Here is a 22,508-nt window from a genome sequence, read left to right as displayed (position 1 = left end):
GAACCGAACCTGTCCCACGTCCCCAACCCCTTTCGAGAAACCGGAGCATTCGACATGACATTGGTAGCCGTCACCGGCGCCGAAGGCTTCATCGGCTCACACCTGGTGGAGGCGCTCGTCGCCTCGGGCCACCGGGTGCGCGCGATGGCCCAGTACAACTCGTTCTCGTCCTTCGGCTGGCTGGAGACGCTGGACGCCGAGACGATGAGCCAGGTGGACGTGGTCCTGGGCGACGTCCGCGACCCCGGCTCCGTCCGGGGGCTGATGGACGGCGCCGAGGCCGTCTACCACCTGGCCGCGCTGATCGCGATCCCGTACTCGTACCAGGCACCGCACTCCTACGTGGACACCAACGTCACCGGCACGCTGAACGTGCTGGAGGCCGTCCGCCAGCTGGAGATCCCACGGCTGGTGCACACCTCCACCAGCGAGACGTACGGCACCGCGCAGACCGTACCGATCTCCGAGGACCACCCGATCAACACCCAGTCCCCGTACGCCGCTTCGAAGGCGGGCGGCGACCGGCTCGCGGACAGCTACTTCGCGAGCTTCGGTACACCGGTGGTGACGTTGCGGCCGTTCAACACCTTCGGGCCGCGGCAGTCCATGCGTGCGGTGATCCCGACGGTGATCGGGCAGGTGGCCGCGGGGGAGCGGACCATCACGCTCGGCGACCTGCGGCCGACGCGCGACTTCACCTACGTACGGGACACCGCGCGGGCGTTCCTCGCGGTGGGGACCGCGCCCGCCGGGAGCGTGGTCGGGCGGACGTTCAACGCGGGGACGGGAGGCGAGATCTCCGTCGGTGACCTGGTGCAGCTGATCGGCAAGCTCATGGAGACCGATCTGGACGTCATCGAGGACGAGCAGCGGATCCGGCCCGCCGGCTCCGAGGTGATGCGGCTGGTCTGCGACGCCGCGCGGCTGCGTGACGCGACCGGCTGGGCGCCCGACCACAGCCTGGAGCAGGGGCTGGAAGACACCATCGCGTTCTTCCGCGACCCGGCGAACCTCGCCCGCTACAAGACCGAGCTCTACAACATCTGACTCCGGATTTCCCGGAACCGACTCTTCCGGATCTCCCGGTCCCGGATCGAACCCCGGAACCGGACGCGACGTCTGGCCGCCAGGCCAGAGGGGGGACCAACCACATGCACGCAGTCATTCTGGCCGGAGGCAAGGGCGTCCGGCTGCTGCCCTACACGACCGCCCTGCCGAAACCGCTCGTCCCGATCGGCGACCAGCACGCGATCCTGGAGATCGTGATGCGGCAGCTGGCGAACGCCGGCTTCACCACCTGCACCATCGCCATCGGCCACCTGGGCCACATCATCCGCGCCTACGTCGGCAACGGTTCGCAGTGGGGGATGCGCGTCGGCTACTCCACCGAGGACAGCCCGCTCGGCACGATGGGGCCGCTGCTCACCATGCTCGACCGGCTGCCCGAGAAGTTCCTCGTGATGAACGGCGACATCCTCACCGACCTGGACTTCGGGGACGTGCTGCGGCACCACGAGACCGCCGACAGCCCGCTCACCATCGCCACCTACGCCCGGAAGGTGAAGATCGACTTCGGGGTGCTGACCACGGACTCGGGCAACGTCGTGGCCTTCACCGAGAAGCCGAGCATCGACTACCGGGTCTCGATGGGCGTGTACGGCCTGTCCCGTTCCACGCTCCTGGACTACACACCCGGGCTGCCGCTCGGCTTCGACGAGGTGGTGCTCGACCTGCTCAACGCGAAGACCCCGCCGAGCGCCTACGAGTTCGACGGCTACTGGCTCGACATCGGACGTCCCGACGACTACGACCGGGCCAACGCCGAGTTCACCACCCACCGCGGACTGCTGCTCAAGGGGGCGTGACCCGACGCCATGCGACGCATTCTCTGTCTGGGTTCCACCGGATTCCTCGGCGCCCACGTCGCCGGGCAGCTGCGCGCCCTCCCGGGTGTGCGGGTGCTCGGCGCCGGCCGGTCCACCCCGGTCGCCCCGCCCGCCCTCCCGTCCGATTCCCCACCTGCCCTGGTCGACGGCCTGCCGATCGACCTCACCACCATCTCCGTCGACGCGCTCACCGAGGCGCTGCGGGCGCTGGGTCCACACGCCGTCGTCAACTGCGTGGGCTCGGTGGGCAACAGCCCGCTGCGGCTCGCGGAGGTGAACACCCGTGGACCCGCCGTCCTCTGCGAGGCGCTGCGGCGGGCCGCGCCCACCGCCCGTCTCGTCCACCTCGGTTCTGCCGGGGAGTACGGGGCCACGGCCCCCGGCCGGTCCATCGACGAGTCCGCACCGACCCGGCCGCCGGGGGCGTACGGGGCCACGAAACTGGCCGGCACGCTCATCGTCGCCCAATCCGCCCTGGACGCCACGGTGTTGCGGGTCTTCAACCCGATCGGCCCGGGATCGCCGGGGGCGAGCCTGCCGGGCCGGTTCGTCGCCGAACTGCGCCGGGTGCTCCCGGAGGGTGCGGAGGGCGTGATCCGCGTCGGCGATCTCTCCGCGTACCGCGACTACGTCGACGTACGGGACGTGGCGCGGGCCGCCGTCCTCGCGGCCATGGCCCCGGGGCCGCTGCCGCGGATCCTGAACATCGCGGGCGGCGGCGCCACCCCGGTGCGCGCCATCGCGGACGGGCTGGTCGCCGCGTCCGGTTTCCGGGGCCGGGTCGAGGAGAGCGGGGCCGGGTCGCACCGTTCGGCTGCGGTGTCCTGGCAGCGCGCGGACATCTCCGCGGCGGCCGCGGCCCTGGGCTGGCGGCCCCAGTTCAGCCTCGCGCAGTCGCTCGCGGACCTGTGGAACGAGGGCGCACCGGTAGCCGTTCCGCCCAGGGCACCGTCCGGTGTCACGGCCGGTGTCACGGCCGGTGTCACGGCCGGTGTCACGGCCGGCGTCACGGCCGGCGTCACGGCCGGCGTCACGGCCGGCGTCACGGCCGGCGTCACGGCCGCGCCATGAGCGACGGAAAGCTCCTCGTCCCGCTCTACGTCCACCCGGCCGTCGACCCCGGCGCCTGGCGGACGCTGGTAGGGGCCGCCGACCTGCTCTACGGCGTCGTGCTCAACGTCGCCGACGGGCCGGGCACGGTCCGGGACCCCGCCTTCGTGGCGGTGGCCGAGGAGTTGCGGGCGGCGGGCGTGCGCGTCCTCGGATACGTGGACACCGCGTACGGCCGCCGCCCCACCCACGCGGTCGTCGCCGACCTGCGCCGCCACCGCAAGTGGTACGGCACGGACGGCGTCTTCTTCGACCAGGCCGCGCCCGACGCCGGGCTGTTGAGTTACTACCGCTGGCTCGCGCGGACCGCGCGGACCGCGCGGGCCGGCGGTTCCCGGACGGTCGTCCTCAACCCGGGCGTGCACCCCGCGCCCGGGTACGCCGAGTTCGCCGATCTGCTGGTGACGTTCGAGGGCAGCTGGGCGACGTACCGCGCGGCGGCGGCCGTACCGGCCTGGACGAGTACGTATCCGGCGGACCGCTTCTGCCATCTCGTGTACGACGTCCCGGCCAGGCTCTGCGGCCTCGCCTCCCGTACCGCCCGGCTGCGCGGCGCGGCCGTGCACTGCGCGGTCCCGGGAAGCGGCGCCAACCCCTGGCAGGGTGTGTCTCCGGACCTCACGTCCCCGGACGTCATGTCCTCGGACCTCACGTCCCCGGACCTCACCGATGTCGCCGGGCTCCGGGGGCGGCATCGGCACCAGCAGGAGGAGAACCGTTGATCCGCAGGTCTGGCACCGGCTCCCGGCCGTCGGCGTTCCTCCCCTCGTTCCTCCCTTCGTTTCTTCTCCCGCTCCTCCTTCTGCTGCTCGCCGCCTGCGGTTCCGATCCCGATCCGGGCCCGGATCCCGGCCCGGACCACCACCGCCCCTCCCCCATCCCCTCACCCATCCCCGCCCCGCCGTCCGACCGCTGGCGGCCGCCTCCCGGCACCGCCTGGCAGTGGCAGCTCAGCGGCAAGGTCGACACCAGCGTCGACGTACCCGTCTACGACATCGACGGTTTCGAGAACGACGCCGCCACCGTCGCCCGGCTGCACGCCGCCGGCCGCAAGGTGATCTGCTACGTCAACGCGGGCGCCTGGGAGAACTTCCGCCCCGACCGGGTGGCGTTCCCCACCGCCCTCCTCGGCCTCGGCAACGGCTGGAGCGGCGAGCGGTGGCTGGACATCCGCCGCCTCGACCTGCTGCGCCCCTTGATGGCGCAACGTTTCGACATGTGCCGCACCAAGGGCTTCGACGGGGTCGAGCCCGATCTCATGGACGCCTACACCAACCGGACCGGCTTCCCGCTGACCGCCGCCGACCAGCTCGCGTACAACCGCATGCTCGCCGGGCTCGCCCATGAGCGCGGTATGTCGGTCGGCCTCAAGAACGACCTGGAGCAGATCCCGGAGCTGGTCGGCGACTTCGACTTCGCCGTCAACGAGGAGTGCGCGCAGAACGACGAGTGCGACGAGCTGACCCCGTTCATCACGGCGGGCAAGGCGGTGTTCCACACCGAGTACTCCCTGGCGACGACGGAGTTCTGTCCGACCGCCCGGCGGCTCCGCCTCAGCTCGATGCTCAAGCACCTGAACCTCGACGCGTGGCGGCAGCCCTGCTAGCCCGGGGCCCTCGAGACCCCCACCCATGCCATGTCGTCCCCTACGGGACGATCCCGTACAGGACGAGTTTTGTTACGCTCGCGTCATGGCACCCACAGCGACTCCGGACGCGCACCGGCCCACCCCGCCGGTCCGCAGCGTCCCGGACCTCACGTTCCAGCTGAAGCACATCGCGCATGTGCTCACCACCGAACTGACGGCGGCGCTCGCCGAGATCGACAGCTCGCCGCGGCTGCACTGCGTACTGGCCCACGCGCTGCCGGGTGAGCTGACCCAGGCGCAGGTGGCGGAGCTCGCGGACCTCGACAAGACCACGATGGTCGTGACGATGGACGAGCTGGAGAAGGCCGGGCTCGCGGAGCGCCGCCCTTCGAGCACGGACCGCCGGGCGCGGATCATCTCGGTCACCGAAGCCGGCGTCCAGCACATCACCGACGGCCTGGCGATCATCGATCGCATCCACAGCGAGGTGCTCGGCACGCTTCCGGAGGGCGAGCGGAAGGTGTTCGCCGCCGCCCTGCAGCGGCTGACCGAGGGCCGGCTGGCCACCCCCGTGGAATCACCACGTCCGGTCCGCCGGGCCCGGGAGGCCCGGATCTAGTTCCGAAAGATATCGTCTATTACAAAACTATCTGCTAGCGTCTCTCTTGTCGGCTTCGAACGCCCGCGAACGCCGCGCATGCCTCGACCACCCGAGCAGGGAGACGCCCTCATGCCGCTGACGAGATCCACACCGCAGACCGGGACCCGGACCCAGCGCCCGACCCAGCAGCATCCGGATCCGCGGACCCCGCCCCACGACCGCTCCCGCTGGCTGGCCCTCGCGATCCTCTGCGCGGGGATGCTGATGGTCATCCTGGACGGCAGCATCGTGACCGTGGCGCTGCCCGCCATCCAGAGCGACCTCGGCTTCTCGCAGCCGGACCTCGCCTGGGTCGTCAACGCCTACCTGATCGCGTTCGGCGGTCTGCTGCTCCTGGCCGGACGGTTCGGCGACCTGATCGGCCGCAAGCGGATGTTCCTGGCGGGCATCACCCTCTTCACCGCCGCCTCGCTGCTGTGCGGGGTGGCCGGCTCGCCCGAGCTGCTGATCGCCGGCCGGTTCGTCCAGGGTGTCGGCGGCGCGATGGCGTCCGCGGTGAGCCTCGGGATGATCGTGACGCTCTTCCCCGAGCCGCGCGAACGGGCCAAGGCGATCGGCGCGTTCAGCTTCGTCGGTGCCGCCGGGGCCTCGATCGGCCTGGTGCTGGGCGGCGTTCTCACCCAGTCCGCGAGCTGGCACTGGATCTTCTTCATCAATCTGCCGATCGGCGTCGCCGCCGGTGTGCTGGCCGCCCGCACCCTCGTCCCCGACCGCGGCCTCGGCCTGCGCTCCGGGGCCGACGCGACGGGCGCCGCCCTCGTCACCGCCGGTCTGATGCTCGGTGTCTACACGATCGTCCAGGCCGGTGAGAACGGCTGGGCCTCGGCCCGCACCCTCGGTCTCGGCGCCCTGGCGGCCGCGCTGCTCGCCGGGTTCGTCCTCCGCCAGGCGAAGGCCGCCGCCCCGCTGCTGCCGCTGCGGGTGTTCCGCTCCCGCCAGGTGTCCGGGGCCAACGCGATCCAGGTCCTGATGATCGCCGCGCTGTTCGGCTTCCAGGTGCTCGTCGTCCTCTACATGCAGCACGTGCTCGGCTACGGTGCCACGAAGAGCGGGCTGGCCATGCTCCCGTCCGCCGTCGTGATCGGGATCGTCTCGCTCGGCTTCTCGGCCCGGCTGACCGGCCGGTTCGGCGAACGCACGATGGTCGTGTCCGGTCTGGCGCTGCTGCTCGCGGGTCTCCTGCTGCTCAGCCGGGTCCCCGTGCACGGAAGTTACCTCGTCGACCTGCTGCCCGTGATGCTGTCGCTCGCCGGCTTCGGGCTGGCCATCCCGGCCCTGACCGGGCTCGGCATGTCCGGTGCCACCGAACGGGACGCCGGTGTCGCCTCCGGCCTGTTCAACACCACCCAGCAGATCGGCGGTGCGCTCGGCCTCGCGCTCCTCAACACCCTCGCCACCTCCCGGACCGCCCACCTGCTGAGCGCCGGACGGTCCGCCCCCGCGGCGCTGACCGGTGGCTACCATCTCGCCTTCACGGTCGGCGCCGGGCTGATCGCGGTGGCCCTGGTCCTCGCCGTGACGACCCTCCCGGCCCGGCGCCGCCGGGCCTGAGGCGACTACGCGGCGACGGTGACCGCCCGGCGGGTCAGCAGGACCTTCCTGCCGACCGGGCGGGTGCCGGCCGCGGCCTTGGAGCCGGTCGCGAAGACCATGACCTTCAGGACCACGAAGCGGCCGATGCCCGCCAGGCCGGACGCCGACAGATAGACGCTCTGCTCCAGCAGCGGCCCGGGGTTCGGGTGGACCGCGTGCAGGGCGAGCAGGGCGCCGGTGGTGAACAGGTAGCAAATGGTGGCGGTGAGGCCGGACTTCAGGTGGTCGGCCGGCCGCGCGTGTCCCGCCCGGAAGGTGAAGCGGCCGTGCAGCTCGGTGGCGAGCAGGGTGGACACGACGGTCACCACCGCGTTCGCCAGCGCGATCGGCGCATGGCCGGAGACCAGCAGCAGCGCCCCGCTGGACAGCAGCCCAACTCCCCCGCCGCAGACGACGAAGCGCACGAAGGCCGCCAACGGTCCGGTGGTGACCGGGGCTGGTACCGAGGTGGCGGCCATGTCGAACTCCTTGTCAGTGGCGGGTGTCACTGACTTTGCCGCACCGGGGGACCCCGACCCATCCGGCTCATGCCCCATTGCACCTGGGGGTTATCCCTACCCCGCCCCCTAGCGGCATCCCTGACAATCTCCACCGCAGGACGCAGCGGGGGCGCTCCCCCGCAGGTCAGACGTTCCCGGGCAGCCGCTCGACCGCTTCCTTGGCTTCCTTCAGCCCCGCGCCCGTGAGCTCGCGGTAGGCCTTGATCGCCTGGATCTTCTTCCCCTGCCGCACCAGCTCGTTGATCTCCCGCAGGTCGGGGGCGTCCACCTCTTCGATACCGAGGTGACGCAGGATCAACTCCTGACGGCGCTCCATGAGCCGGATCCTCCGCTCGACCCGGTCGACCTTCCGCTCGATCGCGGAAAACAACATGCCGGCGCCGACGAGCGCGAACAACACCACTATGTAGGTCACGCCACAAGACCCTACCGAAGTGGGCAAAGGCCCCACCCGGACCCCCGTCGGAGCCCCTACCGGACGGGGACAGAGGCGCGCCCCGGTCGGGAAACCCGACCGGGGCGCTCTCGCAGGACGCCGGTGGCGAGACCGGTACGCCTGCGGGTAGGCCATGTGGGACTCGAACCCACAACCAATGGATTAAAAGTCCACTGCTCTAACCATTGAGCTAACGGCCCGTTGTTCCTCCCAGCATAGCCGGGCGCGGACCGGGGTCCGCGCCGCATCGCTGCCGGTCAGCCGCAGGAAGGGCCGGCGGCGGAGGTGCGGCCCCGCACGGCCGGGCCGCCGGCGCCCGCAGGACCGGATCCAGCCACCCCGACACAGAGAAACCGCAGGTCATCCGGGGACGACCTGCGGCTCTCACAGTGGGCCATGTCGGACTCGAACCGACAACCAATGGATTAAAAGTCCACTGCTCTGCCAATTGAGCTAATGGCCCGCAACCCGCAGCATAGCCCGGCGAGGGGCGCAGGTCCGAGTCTTATCGGCTGCGGATGATCTGCGCCCGGACCGCGCCCCGGATCAGCCGGTCGGCGTGTCGGCCCCGGGACCGCCACCCGCGCCGGGCCCGGCCGTGTCCCCCGTGGTGGCCGGTTTGAGGAACCAGTGACGGGCGGAGACCAGCCACCAGGTGGCGGCGAAACCGAGGACGACGAGGACCGCCACCGGTGCGTAGTTGAAGCTCTTCGCCGTGACGGGACTCACCTGCGGCAGCATGAACAGCACGGTGATCAGCGCGACCCACCCCAGCGCGAAGATCCCGATCGGCCGGCTCCAGCGCCCCAGGTGCCACGGCCCGCGCTCGAAGGCGTCGCCCTTGCGCAACCGCAGGAACGTCGGGATGACGTAGGCGATGTAGAGACCGATCACGGCGATCGACGTCACGGCCGCGTAGGCGGTGGGGTTGATCAGATACGGCAGGCCGAGCAGCATCGCGCCGAAGGCGGCGAGCCAGACGGCGTTGGTGGGCGTCCGGGTGCGCTCGTTGATGCGGTGCCAGACCCGGGAGTACGGGAGGGCGCCGTCGCGCGAGAACGCGTAGATCATGCGGCTGTTGGCCGTGACGGACGCCATACCGCAGAAGAGCTGCGCGACGATCACGACGAGCAGCAGGGCCTTGCCGCCGGCCGCGCCGAGCCCGTCGATGAGGATCTGCGCGGGCGGGACGCCCGTGTCGCTGTCCAGCGCGCCGCTGTAGCTGTGGATGGAGAAGGTGAAGCCGAGCAGCAGTACGAAGCCGGCGACCCAGGACGTCCAGATGGACCGGACGATGCCGCGCGGTCCGGCGACGGACGCGTCATGGGTCTCCTCGGTCATATGGGCGGAGGCGTCGTAGCCGGTGAACGTGTACTGCGCCATCAGCAGGCCGATCAGCACCACGTAGAGGCTGCTGTTCCAGCCCGTGTTGTTGACGAACTCGGTGAAGACGAAGGACGCCGACTGGTGGCTGTCGGGGACGATCGCGAGCGCCCCGACGATGACGACCACGCCGATCACGTGCCACCACACGCTGATGTCGTTCAGCAGGGCGACTATCCGCACCCCGAAGGTGTTGAGGACGCCGTGCAGGACGAGGATCCCGGCGAACAGGAGCATCGTGTGCCCGGGGGTGGCCGGCCAGTCGAACTGCAGCGTCAGATAGGCGTTGAGGAAGCTCGCCGCCCCGAAGTCGATGCCCGCGGTCACCGCGACCTGCCCCAGCACGTTGAACCAGCCGGTGAACCACGCCCAGGCGGCGGCACTGCGCTCGGGCGCCAACGCCCGTGCCCAGTAGTACAGCCCGGCCGAGGTCGGATACGCCGAACAGACCTCCGCCATGGCCAGCCCGACCACGAGCGTCATCAGCCCGACGCCCACCCAGCCCCACATGATGACCGCGGGGCCACCGGTGTTCATGCCGAACATGTACAGCGTCAGACACCCGGACAGCACCGAGATGATCGTGAACGACACCGCGAAGTTCGAGAACGCCGACATCCGCCGCGCCAGCACCTGCGTGTAGCCGAGCTGGGCGAGGCGCTCCTCATCGGATCCCTCGGGGGGATCCGGCTGGTCCTGCTGATCCTTCTGCACAGTTGTCATGCCCCCAGCAATTCCCTCGCTGGGGGCACACCATGCGCGAAAAACGGGCCCGCCCGATGCCAATGGCATCGGGCGGGCCCGTTCGGTCAGGCAGGTTCAGGCCTGGTCAGTTGGCCTTCCAGCGCGGCTTGCGGTCGATCGAGCCGGTGCCGGTCTGACCCGGGCGGCTGTCACGGCGCTCGAAGGTGCGGCCGGCCGGACGCTCGTCGCGGCGGTCGCGGTTCACGGGGCGGTCGCCGGTGCGGAAGCCGCCGCCGGTGGCCGGGCGCTCTTCGCGGCGGTCACGGTTGAAGGCCGGACGGTCGGCGCCGCCGGAGCGGAAGCCGCCACCGGTGGACGGACGGTCGTCGCGGCGCTCGAAGGAACGGCCGCCGGTGGGACGGTCGCCGGTCGGGCGGTCGCCGCCGGAGCGGAAGCCACCGGACGGACGGTCGTCACGACGCTCGAACGAACGGCCACCGGAGGGGCGCTCGTCACGGCGGTCGCGGCCCTGGTAGCCACCGGAGGACGGGCGCTCGTCGCGGCGCTCGAAGGAACGGCCACCGGTGGGACGGTCGCCGCCGGAGCGGAAACCACCGGAGGACGGACGGTCGTCACGACGCTCGAACGAACGGCCACCGGTCGGGCGGTCGCCGCCGGAGCGGAAACCACCGGAGGACGGACGGTCGTCACGACGCTCGAACGAACGGCCACCGGAGGGGCGCTCGTCACGGCGGTCGCGGCCCTGGTAGCCACCGGAGCCCTGACGGTCGTCACGACGGCCGTAGTTGCCCCGGTCGTCACGGCGCTGCGGCTCGGGCTGGACCGGAATGGCCGCGATCCGGACTGCCTCGGCAGCCGCGGCCTCGGCGATCTCCAGGGCCTTGGCGGCGACGGCCTCTTCCGGGTCCTCGCCACGCTCGCGGGCCGAGCGCATGGTGAGGCGGTCGGCCTCCTCGCGCAGCTCGGTGGCCCGGCGCTGCAGCTTCTCCAGCTCGCGGGTCATCTCGGCGACCTCACGCTCGGCCTGCGCCGCGGCGTTCTGTACGGAGTCGGCCTGGACGTCGGTCATCGAGCGGGCGCCGGTGATCGTGGCGACCTCCTCGTCGAAGACGCCCGAGCCGCCGATGATGTGGCGCGAGGCGTCGACGCCCGCGTCCTCCATCAGACGGAAGATGGTCTTGCGCTGGTGCGGAAGCGCCAGCGACACGACCGTGCCGGACTCACCGGCACGGGCGGTACGGCCCGAGCGGTGCAGGTAGTCCTTGTGGTCGGCGGCCGGGTCGACGTTCAGCACCAGGCCGACGCCGTCCACGTGGATACCGCGCGCGGCCACGTCGGTCGCGACGAGGACGTTGACGAGACCGCCCTTGAAGTCCTCCAGCACGCGGGTACGCGCGCCCTGCGTCATACCGCCGTGCAGCGCGTCGGCCTTGACGCCCGACTCGAGGAGCTGCTCGGCGACACGGTCGGCGCCCATCTGGGTGCGGACGAAGATGATCGTGCGGCCCTTGCGGGCTGCGATGGCGGCCGTGACCGGCGCCTTGTCCTTCGGCTTCACGACGAGCACGTGGTGGGTCATGGTGGTGACCGCGCCCTGCGCCGCGTCGACCTCGTGCGTGACCGGGTCCTTCAGGTAGCGCTTGACCAGCGAGTCGATCTCGTTCTCCAGGGTGGCGGAGAACAGCAGACGCTGGCCGCCGACCGGAACCTGGTCGAGGATCTCGGTGACCTCGGGCAGGAAGCCCATGTCGGCCATCTGGTCGGCCTCGTCGAGGACCGCGATCTGGATCTTGTCGAGCGAAGCGGCGCCACGGTTCATCAGGTCGCGCAGCCGGCCCGGGGTGGCGACGAGGATGTCGACACCGCGCTCCAGCGCGTAGATCTGGTTGGACATCGAGGTACCGCCGCAGACGACCTTCATCTTGAGGCCGAGAACGTCGCCGTACGGCTGCAGCGCGTCGGCGACCTGCATGGCGAGCTCACGGGTCGGCGTCAGGATGATGCCGCGCGGGCGCTTCTTCTCGGTGTGGCCACCGGCGAGCAGCGACAGCAGCGGAAGGCCGAAGGAGAGCGTCTTGCCGGAGCCGGTACGGCCACGGCCGAGGATGTCCTTGCCGGCCAGGGCGTCCGGGATGGTCGCGGCCTGGATCGGGAACGGCTTGGTGACGCCGTTCTGCGCGAGCTTGCGGACGATGCCCTCGGCGAGACCCAGCTCGCCGAAGGTGACGCCGGTGTATTCCTCTTCCTCGGCCTCTTCGGCCTCGGCGGAAACCTCTTCGGCGGAAGCGTCGTCACCGGCGACTACGGCGTCGGCGGCCGCGTCGTCCTCGGTGACGGTGAAGTCGGTGGTGGTGTCGGCCTCGACGGCGTCGGTCTCGGTGGACTCGACGGCGGTGATCTCGGCCGTGGTGTCGATCGTGGTGTCGTCAGCCACGGAGTCGTCCATGGGCATGGCGGTACGGTCGGCGGTGTTAATGGGCATGCTAAAGCTGAACCTCTCGGAGACTCGGCACGCGCCAGCTCCGGGGTTCGCATACAACCGCCTCAATGCGGTCAGCAGCCTGGAGAAAAGGAACGCGCCACGCGGCGCTCTTCGGATTCGGCGCCGGGCATTAGGATCAAACGATCTACCAGCATACGCATCTCCGGCCCGATTGACCAATCGGGCCGGGAGCACGCTGCTAGGCCACCTACTTTACACCGGATACGGCGGATTCACCGGGGCCGGCGAGTGATGCCGGTTACACCGGATGCACTGGATGCGCTGGATGGGCCGGTTACGCCGCTGGGGCCGATTCGACGGGTGACTCCGACGGCGAGGCGGGCGTCGACGCGGGCGGAGCCGGAGGCTCGGTGGTCGCCGAAACCGTGGCGGAAGGCGTGGGGCTGGACGCCGGCGTGGTGGGGGTGGCACCGCCCGGCCCGGCGGACGGCTTGCCCGCTCCCGGGGACGGTGCCGGCTTCACGGCGGCGGGGGCACCGCTCACCGGCGGCACCCCGCCGGCGGAGGCGGACGCGGACGGCGACCCGTTCGGCTTGGCCTTGTGCCCGCCCGGCACCACCCTGGTGCCGTCCGGCAGCGTTCCATCGGGCCCCGCGCCGACCCGCGCCGACGGTGAGACCCCCTGCGGCCGCGGATCGTCCCGCGAGTCCCCGGTGCTCATACAGCCGGCCGTCAGCAGGACGGCGGTGGCGGCGAGTAGGGCTCCGGCGGTCCGCGCGGCGGCGCGGGAGGAGGAAGGGGGCACGTGCATGCACCTCGGGGAGTCAGGACGCGGCGGGCAGGGTCTCTGGTGCCCAACGCCCGTGCCACCCCCCAGGACACGCCCGGCCCGTCACGTCACCCCATGGCCGAGCGCGTGCGGCCCGCCCGTCACCTCACCCGTAGCCGAGCGCGTGCAGCCGCTCGTCGTCGATGCCGAAGTGGTGGGCGATCTCGTGAACGACCGTCACCTCGGTCTCCGCGACCACGTCCGCGCGGTTGTCGCACATCCGCAGCGTCGGCCCCCGGTAGATCGTGATCCGGTCCGGCAGGACCCCGGCGTACCACTCACCGCGCTCGGTCAGGGGTGTCCCCTCATAGAGGCCGAGCAGATCGGGGTCCTTGGGGTCGGGCTCGTCCTCGACGAATACGGCGACGTTGTCCATCAGCCGTGTCAGCTCGGCCGGAATCCGGTCGAGCGCTTCGCCGACCAGTTCCTCGAACTCCTCGCGCGTCATCTCCAGCACCCGCCCATTGTCGGTCATGGGCGGCACTTTCCCCCGGCGTACGGCATCACTTCCGGGCGCCCCCTCGGCCCACCCTTCACCTGGCCCTTCACCCCACCCCGCACCCGGCCCCGACCGCCCCCGCGACCGGCCGGTAAACCGTTTTGGCGATACCCGGCGGCATCCCATATGCTTCTCTCGTCCCCGACGGCGCCGGCAAGCGCCCAAGGCGGGCCAATTAGCCCTCATCGTCTAGTGGCCCAGGACGCCGCCCTTTCAAGGCGGTAGCACGGGTTCGAATCCCGTTGGGGGTACGCTTTACCGTGTGTGAGACTCGTCTTACACATAGCTAGGTCCTGTGGAGCAGTTTGGAGTGCTCGCCACCCTGTCAAGGTGGAGGCCGCGGGTTCAAATCCCGTCAGGACCGCTGCGGCTGGGTAGCTCAGTTGGTACGAGCGACCGCCTGAAAAGCGGTAGGTCGCCGGTTCGACCCCGGCCCCAGCCACCGCACGACGAAGGCCCCGTCTCCGGACGGGGCCTTCGTCGTTCCCCAGCAGAACTTCCCCAGCAGAACTCCTCCGCTCGGAACTCCCCCGCCCAGCTCTTCGCCGGTGTCCGATGCGTCACACTCCCCCGCACCGGAGCCCCGCCCCGCACCCCCGTCGATCCCCCGCCATTCAGGCCCGGATTCAACGACTTTTGGCGGATCTCCCGCCCCGGCCGCGCGCCGCCCCCGGTCCGGTACGCGTCGAGCCCCGCTCGCACCGCGGCGAAATGATTCGCGGACTCTTCCGGCCGGGTGAGATCCTGGGGGCCGTATGTCTACGCAGCCTGCTTCCGCCTCCAGTGCCGCCGGCCAGCCCGGCCCCGCCACCCTCGCCGACCTGGGATCCCGTCTCTCCGCACTGTCGCTCCGCGACGAAGTGCGGCTCGGCCGCCGTCTTGAAGGCGCCCGCCGGATCCGCAAGACCGAAGCCCGCGCGGCGGTGCTGGCGGAGATCGCCGGCCAGATCGAGCAGGGCGAGGCGCGTGTGGAACGCCGGCGCGCCGCCGTGCCGAAGATCAGCTACCCCGAGCAGCTGCCGGTCAGCCAGAAGAAGGACGAGATCCTGGCGGCCGTCCGCGATCACCAGGTCGTGATCGTCGCGGGTGAGACCGGCTCGGGCAAGACCACCCAGATCCCCAAGATCTGTCTGGAACTGGGGCGCGGGGTGCGGGGCCTGATCGGCCATACGCAGCCCCGCCGGATCGCCGCCCGTACCGTCGCGGACCGGATCGCGGAGGAGCTGGACACCCCGCTCGGCGAGGCCGTCGGCTGGAAGGTCCGCTTCACCGACCAGGTCGGCGACCGCACCCTGGTCAAGCTGATGACCGACGGCATCATGCTCGCGGAGATCCAGACCGACCGCGAGCTGCTGCAGTACGACACGATCATCATCGACGAGGCGCACGAGCGCAGCCTCAACATCGACTTCATCCTGGGCTACCTCGCCCAACTGCTCCCCCGCCGCCCCGACCTCAAGGTGATCATCACCTCGGCCACCATCGACCCGGCGCGCTTCTCCCGGCACTTCGGGGACGCCCCGGTCGTCGAGGTGAGCGGGCGGACGTTCCCGGTGGAGGTCCGCTACCGGCCGCTGCTCGCCGAAGAGGGCGATGACGACGACCGCGACCAGGTCACCGCGATCTGCGACGCGGCGGAGGAGCTCCAGCGCGAGGGCCCGGGCGACATCCTGGTCTTCCTCTCCGGCGAACGGGAGATCCGCGACACCGCGGACGCCCTCAACAAGCTGAACCTGCGCTCCACCGAGGTGCTGCCACTGTACGCGCGGCTCTCCTCGGCCGAGCAGCACCGGGTGTTCCAGAAGCACGCCGGCCGCCGCATCGTGCTGGCCACGAACGTCGCCGAGACGTCCCTGACCGTGCCCGGCATCCGGTACGTGATCGACCCGGGCAATGCCCGTATCTCCCGCTACAGCCACCGCACCAAGGTCCAGCGGCTGCCGATCGAGGCGATCTCGCAGGCCAGCGCCAACCAGCGCAAGGGCCGTTGCGGGCGTACCTCGGACGGCATCTGCGTACGGCTGTACTCCGAGGAGGACTTCGAGTCCCGCCCGGAGTTCACCGACGCGGAGATCCTGCGCACCAACCTGGCGTCCGTCATCCTCCAGATGACGGCGGCCGGGCTGGGCGACATCGCCAAGTTCCCCTTCATCGACCCGCCGGACAGCCGTCACATCAAGGACGGCGTCCAGCTCCTGGAGGAGCTCGGCGCGCTCGACCCGAAGGAGAAGGACCACCAGAAGCGGCTGACGCCGCTGGGCCGCAAGCTGGCCCAGCTGCCCGTCGACCCGCGGCTCGCCAGGATGGTGCTGGAGGCCGACCGCAACGGCTGTGTCCGTGAGGTCATGGTGATCGCGGCAGCGCTGTCGATCCAGGACCCGCGTGAGCGGCCCGCGGAGAAGAAGCAGCAGTCGGACGAGAAGCACCGCCGGTTCGCCGACGAGACCAGCGACTTCCTGGCGTATCTGAACCTGTGGCGCTATGTGCGCGAGCAGCAGAAGGAGCTGTCGTCCTCGGCCTTCCGCCGGATGTGCCGGTCGGAGTTCCTGAACTATCTGCGGATCCGCGAGTGGCAGGACATCTACAGCCAGCTGCGCTCGGTCGCCAAGACCATGGGCATCCATCTGGAGGAGAAGGAGAGCGACGCCGCTCCCGACTCGCAGCGGCTGCACACCTCGCTCCTCGCCGGGCTGCTGTCGCACCTCGGGCTGAAGGACACCGACAAGAACGAGTATCTGGGCGCCCGCAGCGCCAAGTTCGCGATCTTCCCCGGTTCGGCGCTGTTCAAGAAGCCGCCGCGCTGGATCATGTCGGCCGAGCTGGTGGAGACCTCGCGGCTGTGGGCGCGGGTCAACGCGAAGATCGAGCCGGAGTGGGTCGAGCCGCTCGCGCAGCACCTGGTGAAGCGCACCTACAGCGAGCCCCACTGGGAAAAGGATCAAGCCGCGGTGATGGCGTTCGAGCGGGTGACGCTGTACGGCGTGCCGATCGTCGCGCAGCGCAAGGTGAATTACGGACGGATCGACGCAGAGGTCTCGCGGGATCTGTTCATCCGTAACGCGCTGGTCGAGGGCGACTGGCGCACCCATCACCAGTTCTTCCACGACAACCGCAAGCTGCTCGGTGAGGTCGAGGAGCTCGAACACCGGGCCCGCCGCCGGGACATCATGGTCGACGACGAGACGCTCTTCGACTTCTACGATCAGAAGCTGCCACAAGACGTCGTATCCGGCGCCCACTTCGACTCCTGGTGGAAGCAGAAGCGCCGGGACGAACCCGAACTGCTCAACTTCGAGCAGTCGATGCTGATCAACGAGGCGGCCCAGACCGTCACCAAGGACGACTACCCGGACTCCTGGCGCCAGGGCCGGCTCAAGTTCAAGGTGACGTACCAGTTCGAGCCGGGCGCGGACGCGGACGGCGTGACCGTCCACATCCCGCTCCAGGTGCTCAACCAGGTCGTCCCCGACGGCTTCGACTGGCAGATCCCGGGCCTGCGCGAAGAGGTCGTCACCGAACTGATCCGGTCGCTCCCCAAGCCGATCCGCCGGCACTACGTCCCCGCGCCGAACTACGCGAAGGCGTTCCTGGACCGGGTGGTGCCCGTCCAGGAGCCGCTGCCCGACACCCTCGCCCGCGAGCTGCAGCGGATGGTCGGCGTCCGGATGGACGTCGAGGACTTCGACCTCGGCAAGGTCCCCGACCACCTCAAGATCACCTTCCGGGTGACCGACGAGCGCGGCCGCAAGCTCGCCGAGGACAAGGACCTGGAGGCGCTCACGCTGCGGCTCAAGCCGAAGACGCGTGAGGTCATCTCCAAGGCCGCCGACGCCATCGGCATCGAGCAGCGCACCGGCCTGACGCAGTGGACCATCGGGAGCCTGCCGCGCACCTTCGAGACCCTTCCCCTCGCGCTCCGCGCTGGGGATGCCCCATACGGCGGTCAGCCCGTGAAGGCGTTCCCCGCGCTGGTCGACGAGGGCGCGAGCGTCGCCGTGCGGCTCTTCGACACCGAGGCCGAGCAGAGCGCGGCGATGTGGCGCGGCACCCGCCGGCTGATCCTGCTCAACATCCCCTCGAACCCGTCGAAGTTCGCCCAGGGCCAGCTGAACAACGAGGCCAAGCTGGCGCTCTCGCGCAATCCGCACGGCAGCATCCAGGCGCTCTTCGACGACTGTGTGACCGCCGCCGCCGACAAGCTGATCGCCGACCACGGCGGGCCGGCCTGGGACGAGGAATCGTTCCGCAAGCTCTTCGACAAGGTGCGCACCGACCTGGTCGACGTGACCGTGAAGACGGTGGCCCGGGTCCAGCAGGTGCTGGCCGCCTGGCAGGCCTGTGAGCGCCGTCTGAAGGGCACCACGAGCCTGGTACTGGTCGCCAACCTCACGGACGTCAGGGAGCAGCTGGCGGCCCTCGTGCCGGCCGGCTTCGTCACGGCCACCGGGCTGCGGCGGCTCCCGGACCTCATGCGGTACCTGGTGGCGGTCGACCGCCGGCTCCAGCAGATGCCCACGAACGTCCAGCGGGACACCATGCGCATGGAGAAGGTGCTGGAGATCCAGCGCGAGTACGCGGAGCTGCTGGCGTCCCGGCCGGCCGGGCGCCCGGTTCCGGACAAGGTTCGGGACATTCGCTGGCTGATCGAGGAGCTACGGGTGAGCTACTTCGCGCACGCGCTGGGCACCTCGCAGCCGGTCTCCGACAAGCGGATCTTCAAGGTGCTGGACGAGGCCTGGGGCTGACGGCTCCGGGTGCGGGGGCCGGCGCGGGCCGGTCCCGGGGGACGGTCCGCGAGGGGCCGTTGGCCGGTCCGCGGCCGTGCCGCCGAACGGGTTCGACCCCACCCCCTGACCTGCTGTACAGTCTCTCTCGCAGCGCAGGAAGGTTCAGCGCGGCAAAGCCTGGTCCTGTGGAGCAGTTTGGAGTGCTCGCCACCCTGTCAAGGTGGAGGCCGCGGGTTCAAATCCCGTCAGGACCGCATCATCGAAAGGCCCGGATCCCTTGTGGATCCGGGCCTTTCGCGTTGCCGGCGGCCCGCGCCGCTCCCCGTGCCCCGCCCGGCGGCCGGGGCTGTGCGCCGTCTTGACGGGTCCTGGCGGCCGCCGGTACGCCTTCGGTATGACGCCGACTCCCAGGCACGAGACGAGGGCGCTCCTGCGCGCCCACCTGGCGGCCGCTTCAGGGACCAGGCACCTCACCCGACACTGCGTCACCTGCCACCGCCTGCTGCGGCTTGCGCTTCTGAAGCCCGATTCCCCATTACCGCAAGGATCTGAGCAGCCACAAGACCCGTGCGTGTGACGGGCGTCACCCAAAGATTTCCAAGACGTGGGGAACTCGACCCCCTTCTGGGGGGTGTCAATTTAATATGTGCAATTGCACCTGTGCCCGATCTGCCCGCGATGCGCATCGGTCGGCACCGACAGGTCCGCGCAAGATGCCCACAAGACTCCACAGCGGACCCCACAGAGGCGCGCGTACGGCCGGCCGCGCCGCCCGGCGCAACTGCCCGCGAAAGCCCCGCAACGTCCCGCAACGCCCCCTCAGTGGCCTCGTGGCGCCCCTCAAGGGCCCCTGGGAGCACAAAAAAGATCGCATCGGACCCGGCGGAGTCCGATGCGACCTTCTGTGTCCTTGTGGCGTCCCCGATGGGGGCAGGGAGCCCGTGGAGCTGGTGGAGCAGGTGACTTATGGGGTGGGGGCCCCATAAGACGGCCCTAAAGGGCATGTAAGGGCTAGTCAGGCCTCGCTGCGCTGCTGCGGAATGCCCGCCAGAAGTGCGCGGACCTCCGCCTCGCGGTAGCGGCGGTGCCCGCCGAGCGTGCGGATGGACGTGAGCTTCCCAGCCTTGGCCCACCGTGTGACCGTCTTCGGGTCCACGCGGAACATCGTGGCGACCTCAGCGGGGGTCAGCAGCGGCTCGGCATCAGGGGTGCGAGCGGTCATGAGCGGCCTCCTCGAGAGAACCGAACCAGCGCGGTTCTTCCTCTAAATTCTGCACCTTGACCCGTGTTGCCCGAAATGGCGGACGCGGGCCGAGTCGGTAATAGGACGAACGGCTTGTCCTCGGCACTACAACTACACCATCCGTCCAGCCTCGTCGGCCAAACCGATGGAATTGCCCTCTCAGGGGTTCAAGCTCTACGGAAGCCGATGGACCATGCCATAACGGACAGTCACTCCAGAGTGACGATCAGTCACAGCTGGATCACCAGCCCCATCCCCACCCTCAAGATATGCAATACCGGACAACCCGCCCATTGCTGGACGGAATAAGCTCTTCCAGGACTCGTTGTCCCATATTGGCACGACCGGTAGGGATGTCCGCAAGAGTCCAGTTACGTGCTCTCCGTCACGCTTGAGCCAATGGCCCGGATCGGGACCAACGTCCCCGGCCCTCCGGCGGCGCGTCGGCAGCCGCCGGCGTCAGCTCGCGAACTGCAGTTCGCGGATGGTCCGCCAGCGCTCGGTGAGCCGCTCGTACGCCTCGGAGGCGGCCGCTCCCGACCCGTCCTTGAGCGCGGCCAGACCCTCGGCCACATCGGCGGCCGACCGGTCCTCCGCGAGATCCGCCTCGGGGATCGCGTGCACCAGGCCGCCGTAGTCCAGCTCGACCATGGAACGCGGGTGGAACTCCTCGAGCCAGCGGCCCACGTCGATCAGGCCGTCGATCAGCGGGCCTTCCTCCAGCGCGTCCTTGAGCACCCGCAGCCCGCGCGCCACCCGGCGGCGGGCCTGCACCATCGGCGTCCGGTACCGCATCAGCGGCTCCTTGGACTCGCCGAGCCCGGCCGGCTCGTACTCCCGCTCGTCATCGCCGAACAGGGCGAACCAGCGGACCGGTACGTGCCAGGTCGCTGAGCGGATCCACGGCCGGGCGTCCGGGTTGCGCTCCCGCCATGCCTCGTGGTCCGCCTCGGCCTGCGCGCGCACCACGGCGGGCAGCACGGCGTCCAGCACGATCTCCGGAAACTGCTCGGAGAGGGCGTCCAGCGCCAGCCAGCCGCGCAGCCGGGTACGCCAGGGGCAGATGTGCGTCACGCCGTTGACGACGGCCACGAAGGCGTCGCGGCTCTCGTGCACCGGGACGGCCACCGGCGGGACCGGCAGCAGGTCGGCCAGCGACTGCCGCAGCTCGTCCTGTGCGGTCCGCACCTCGCCCGCGGCCGCATACCGGTACCAGTGGGTGCGTTCGGGCTCGGGGAACGCCGCCAGCGGCTCGTAGACCCGCAGATACGCCGCGTACGGGACCAGCACCGACGACAAGCCCACACCCGCTCCCTCGTGACCGGCTCTCACCCGAATCGTCCCACGCTCCGGCCCGCGGTGGGGGTGATCCACAGCACTGTGCCCGTCCGGGGGGCCGGCGCCGGCCGAGGGGTCCTCCGGAGTGTCGTTCCGCACAGCTCCGGAACACCCTCGTCCACTTTTTTCCGCGCTCTTTCCGCGTTCCCTCAGAGTGCCTTCCGGCGGCCGCGGCCCGCTACGGCGCGGCCCGGAGCGGTGCTCGGGAGGACGTACCGTGCGCAGCGGAGGCCGTTGGCGATCACCCGGCCGGGCCCTACGGCCGTACGGGCCGCCTGCGGGCAATACGCTTGCGCCAACCGGCCCTCCCCACCCGCACGGAGGGCAACCTCTGGACTGCAGGAGTCACCACCGTGACCGACGTTCTTCAGACTTCCAGCGTCGTCTCCAAACTGTTCCGGTCGGAACAGGGCGGACACGAGCAAGTCGTCTTCTGCCAGGACCGTGCCAGCGGCCTCAAGGCCGTCATCGCGCTCCACTCCACCGCTCTGGGCCCGGCCCTCGGCGGTACCCGCTTCTACGACTACGCGACCGACGAAGAGGCCGCGCTCGACGCCCTCAACCTCTCCCGCGGCATGTCGTACAAGAACGCTCTGGCCGGCCTCGACCACGGTGGCGGCAAGGCCGTGATCATCGGTGATCCGGAAGCGATCAAGAGCGAAGAACTCCTGCTCGCCTACGGCCGTTTCGTGGCCTCGCTCGGCGGCCGTTACGTCACCGCCTGCGATGTCGGCACCTACGTGGCCGACATGGACGTCGTCGCCCGCGAGAACCGCTGGACGACCGGCCGCTCCCCCGAGAACGGCGGCGCCGGCGACTCCTCCGTGCTGACCGCCTTCGGTGTCTTCCAGGGCATGCGGGCCGCCGCCCGCAGCCAGTGGGGCGAGCCCACGCTGCGCGGCCGCCGGGTCGGCATCGCCGGCGTCGGCAAGGTCGGCCACCACCTGGTGGAGCACCTGATCGAGGACGGTGCCGAGGTCGTGATCACCGACGTCCGCGCCGACGCCGTCGACCGGATCCGCGCCCGCCACCCGCAGATCAGCGCCGTCTCCGACGCCGATGTCCTGATCCGGACCCCGCTCGACGTCTACGCGCCCTGCGCGCTCGGCGGCGCGCTGAACGACGAGACCGTGCCGGCCCTCACCGCCACCATCGTGTGCGGCGCGGCCAACAACCAGCTCGCCCACCCGGGCGTCGAGAAGGACCTCGCCGACCGCGGGATCCTCTACGCGCCCGACTACGTGGTGAACGCCGGTGGCGTGATCCAGGTCGCGGATGAGCTGCACGGCTTCGACTTCGACCGGGCCAAGGCCAAGGCGACGAAGATTTTCGACACCACCGCCGCCATTTTCGACCGTGCGCGGACCGACGGCATTCCGCCGGCCGCCGCCGCGGACCGGCTCGCCGAGCAGCGCATCGCGGACCGGACCCCGGCCGCCGACTGGCTGCGTCCCGAGGCAGGCTGATTTCAGCCACTTACCCGCCGGTCACCCGCCGCTCACCTGGTGTGCGGCGGGCGGTCGCCTGTCCGGGGGCAGGCGACCGCCCGGTGATCTCCCCCGGAACG

At 70.4% G+C, this 22,508-nt stretch carries 18 protein-coding genes and 6 tRNA genes; 14 read left to right on the top strand and 10 right to left on the bottom strand.

The genetic code is table 11. The features are described 5' to 3' along the window. Positions 1-54: 54 nt before the first annotated feature. From G3I60_RS16465 to G3I60_RS16435, 7 genes are all read left to right on the top strand, one after another. Positions 55-1,047, top strand: coding sequence for an SDR family NAD(P)-dependent oxidoreductase (locus G3I60_RS16465; RefSeq protein ID WP_164295141.1), 993 nt, complete (start codon positions 55-57; stop codon positions 1,045-1,047). A 104-nt stretch (positions 1,048-1,151) separates the two neighbouring features. Further along, on the top strand, positions 1,152-1,865 hold the full coding sequence (locus G3I60_RS16460) for a sugar phosphate nucleotidyltransferase (protein ID WP_138355802.1): 714 nt from the start codon (positions 1,152-1,154) through the stop codon (positions 1,863-1,865). Positions 1,866-1,874: 9 nt separating this feature from the next. Next, positions 1,875-2,957 carry an NAD(P)-dependent oxidoreductase gene (locus tag G3I60_RS16455; protein ID WP_164295142.1) on the top strand — a complete coding sequence of 361 codons (1,083 nt, stop codon included), beginning with the start codon at positions 1,875-1,877 and terminating at the stop codon, positions 2,955-2,957. Next, positions 2,954-3,718: a spherulation-specific family 4 protein gene (locus tag G3I60_RS16450; protein ID WP_164607352.1), complete on the top strand. Its 765-nt coding sequence runs from the start codon at positions 2,954-2,956 to the stop codon at positions 3,716-3,718. Before G3I60_RS16455 ends, G3I60_RS16450 begins: the two co-directional genes overlap by 4 nt. Continuing rightward, complete coding sequence (locus G3I60_RS16445; protein WP_164607350.1) at positions 3,715-4,602, top strand: endo alpha-1,4 polygalactosaminidase; 888 nt, start codon at positions 3,715-3,717, stop codon at positions 4,600-4,602. Before G3I60_RS16450 ends, G3I60_RS16445 begins: the two co-directional genes overlap by 4 nt. Before the next feature lie 85 nt (positions 4,603-4,687). Then, positions 4,688-5,203, top strand: a complete 516-nt coding sequence (locus tag G3I60_RS16440) for a MarR family winged helix-turn-helix transcriptional regulator (RefSeq protein ID WP_164295145.1) — start codon at positions 4,688-4,690, stop codon at positions 5,201-5,203. A gap of 111 nt (positions 5,204-5,314) precedes the next feature. Next, positions 5,315-6,796 (top strand): MFS transporter, encoded by a 1,482-nt coding sequence (locus G3I60_RS16435; protein WP_164607348.1) that lies wholly within the window; start codon positions 5,315-5,317, stop codon positions 6,794-6,796. A gap of 5 nt (positions 6,797-6,801) precedes the next feature. Here G3I60_RS16435 and G3I60_RS16430 read toward each other — a convergent pair whose 3' ends face one another. The 8 genes from G3I60_RS16430 to G3I60_RS16395 form a co-directional block, all read right to left on the bottom strand. Next, entirely contained in the window at positions 6,802-7,296 is a 495-nt protein-coding gene (locus G3I60_RS16430; RefSeq protein WP_187144931.1) for a GtrA family protein, read from the bottom strand. A 166-nt stretch (positions 7,297-7,462) separates the two neighbouring features. Beyond that, positions 7,463-7,753 carry a ribosomal protein L7/L12 gene (locus G3I60_RS16425; RefSeq protein WP_244809254.1) on the bottom strand — a complete coding sequence of 97 codons (291 nt, stop codon included), beginning with the start codon at positions 7,751-7,753 and terminating at the stop codon, positions 7,463-7,465. Positions 7,754-7,901: 148 nt separating this feature from the next. After that, positions 7,902-7,974: transfer RNA gene (locus G3I60_RS16420), tRNA-Lys, on the bottom strand. Between the two features lie 190 nt (positions 7,975-8,164). Further along, positions 8,165-8,237 (bottom strand) — tRNA-Lys (locus tag G3I60_RS16415). Between the two features lie 83 nt (positions 8,238-8,320). Then, positions 8,321-9,880 carry an amino acid permease gene (locus G3I60_RS16410; RefSeq protein ID WP_164607346.1) on the bottom strand — a complete coding sequence of 520 codons (1,560 nt, stop codon included), beginning with the start codon at positions 9,878-9,880 and terminating at the stop codon, positions 8,321-8,323. A gap of 106 nt (positions 9,881-9,986) precedes the next feature. Next, a complete protein-coding gene (locus G3I60_RS16405) occupies positions 9,987-12,344 on the bottom strand; it encodes a DEAD/DEAH box helicase (protein WP_164607344.1) in 2,358 nt (785 codons plus the stop codon). Between the two features lie 295 nt (positions 12,345-12,639). Next, the gene (locus tag G3I60_RS16400) at positions 12,640-13,110 is read right to left on the bottom strand and encodes a hypothetical protein (RefSeq protein WP_164295149.1); all 471 of its coding nucleotides are present in this window, start codon (positions 13,108-13,110) and stop codon (positions 12,640-12,642) included. Between the two features lie 130 nt (positions 13,111-13,240). Then, positions 13,241-13,591 (bottom strand): metallopeptidase family protein, encoded by a 351-nt coding sequence (locus tag G3I60_RS16395; protein ID WP_187145304.1) that lies wholly within the window; start codon positions 13,589-13,591, stop codon positions 13,241-13,243. A gap of 220 nt (positions 13,592-13,811) precedes the next feature. Between G3I60_RS16395 and G3I60_RS16390 the strand changes: the two genes are divergently transcribed. From G3I60_RS16390 to G3I60_RS45455, 6 genes are all read left to right on the top strand, one after another. Then, positions 13,812-13,884, top strand: a tRNA-Glu gene (locus G3I60_RS16390). Positions 13,885-13,922: 38 nt separating this feature from the next. Then, positions 13,923-13,997 (top strand) — tRNA-Asp (locus G3I60_RS16385). A gap of 4 nt (positions 13,998-14,001) precedes the next feature. Next, a tRNA-Phe gene (locus G3I60_RS16380) sits at positions 14,002-14,075 on the top strand. 313 nt (positions 14,076-14,388) lie between these two features. Further along, entirely contained in the window at positions 14,389-18,378 is a 3,990-nt protein-coding gene (gene hrpA / locus G3I60_RS16375; protein WP_164295150.1) for an ATP-dependent RNA helicase HrpA, read from the top strand. A gap of 161 nt (positions 18,379-18,539) precedes the next feature. After that, positions 18,540-18,614, top strand: a tRNA-Asp gene (locus G3I60_RS16370). Between the two features lie 140 nt (positions 18,615-18,754). Then, on the top strand, positions 18,755-18,937 hold the full coding sequence (locus tag G3I60_RS45455) for a DUF6274 family protein (RefSeq protein ID WP_138355813.1): 183 nt from the start codon (positions 18,755-18,757) through the stop codon (positions 18,935-18,937). Positions 18,938-19,375: 438 nt separating this feature from the next. On the opposite strand, the gene bldC is transcribed toward G3I60_RS45455, so the two are convergent. Next, a complete protein-coding gene (gene bldC / locus G3I60_RS16360; RefSeq protein ID WP_003949541.1) occupies positions 19,376-19,582 on the bottom strand; it encodes a developmental transcriptional regulator BldC in 207 nt (68 codons plus the stop codon). 480 nt (positions 19,583-20,062) lie between these two features. Further along, complete coding sequence (locus G3I60_RS16355; RefSeq protein ID WP_164607341.1) at positions 20,063-20,908, bottom strand: hypothetical protein; 846 nt, start codon at positions 20,906-20,908, stop codon at positions 20,063-20,065. Positions 20,909-21,294: 386 nt separating this feature from the next. Here G3I60_RS16355 and G3I60_RS16350 point away from each other — a divergent pair, with 386 nt between their 5' ends. Continuing rightward, positions 21,295-22,407, top strand: coding sequence for a Glu/Leu/Phe/Val dehydrogenase dimerization domain-containing protein (locus tag G3I60_RS16350; protein WP_138355815.1), 1,113 nt, complete (start codon positions 21,295-21,297; stop codon positions 22,405-22,407). The last annotated feature ends 101 nt before the right edge of the window (positions 22,408-22,508 follow it).

The sequence above is a fragment of the Streptomyces sp. SID13666 genome, assembly GCF_010548325.1.
Taxonomy (GTDB): domain Bacteria; phylum Actinomycetota; class Actinomycetes; order Streptomycetales; family Streptomycetaceae; genus Actinacidiphila; species Actinacidiphila fildesensis.
This window is presented reverse-complemented; position numbering and strand designations above follow the sequence as displayed.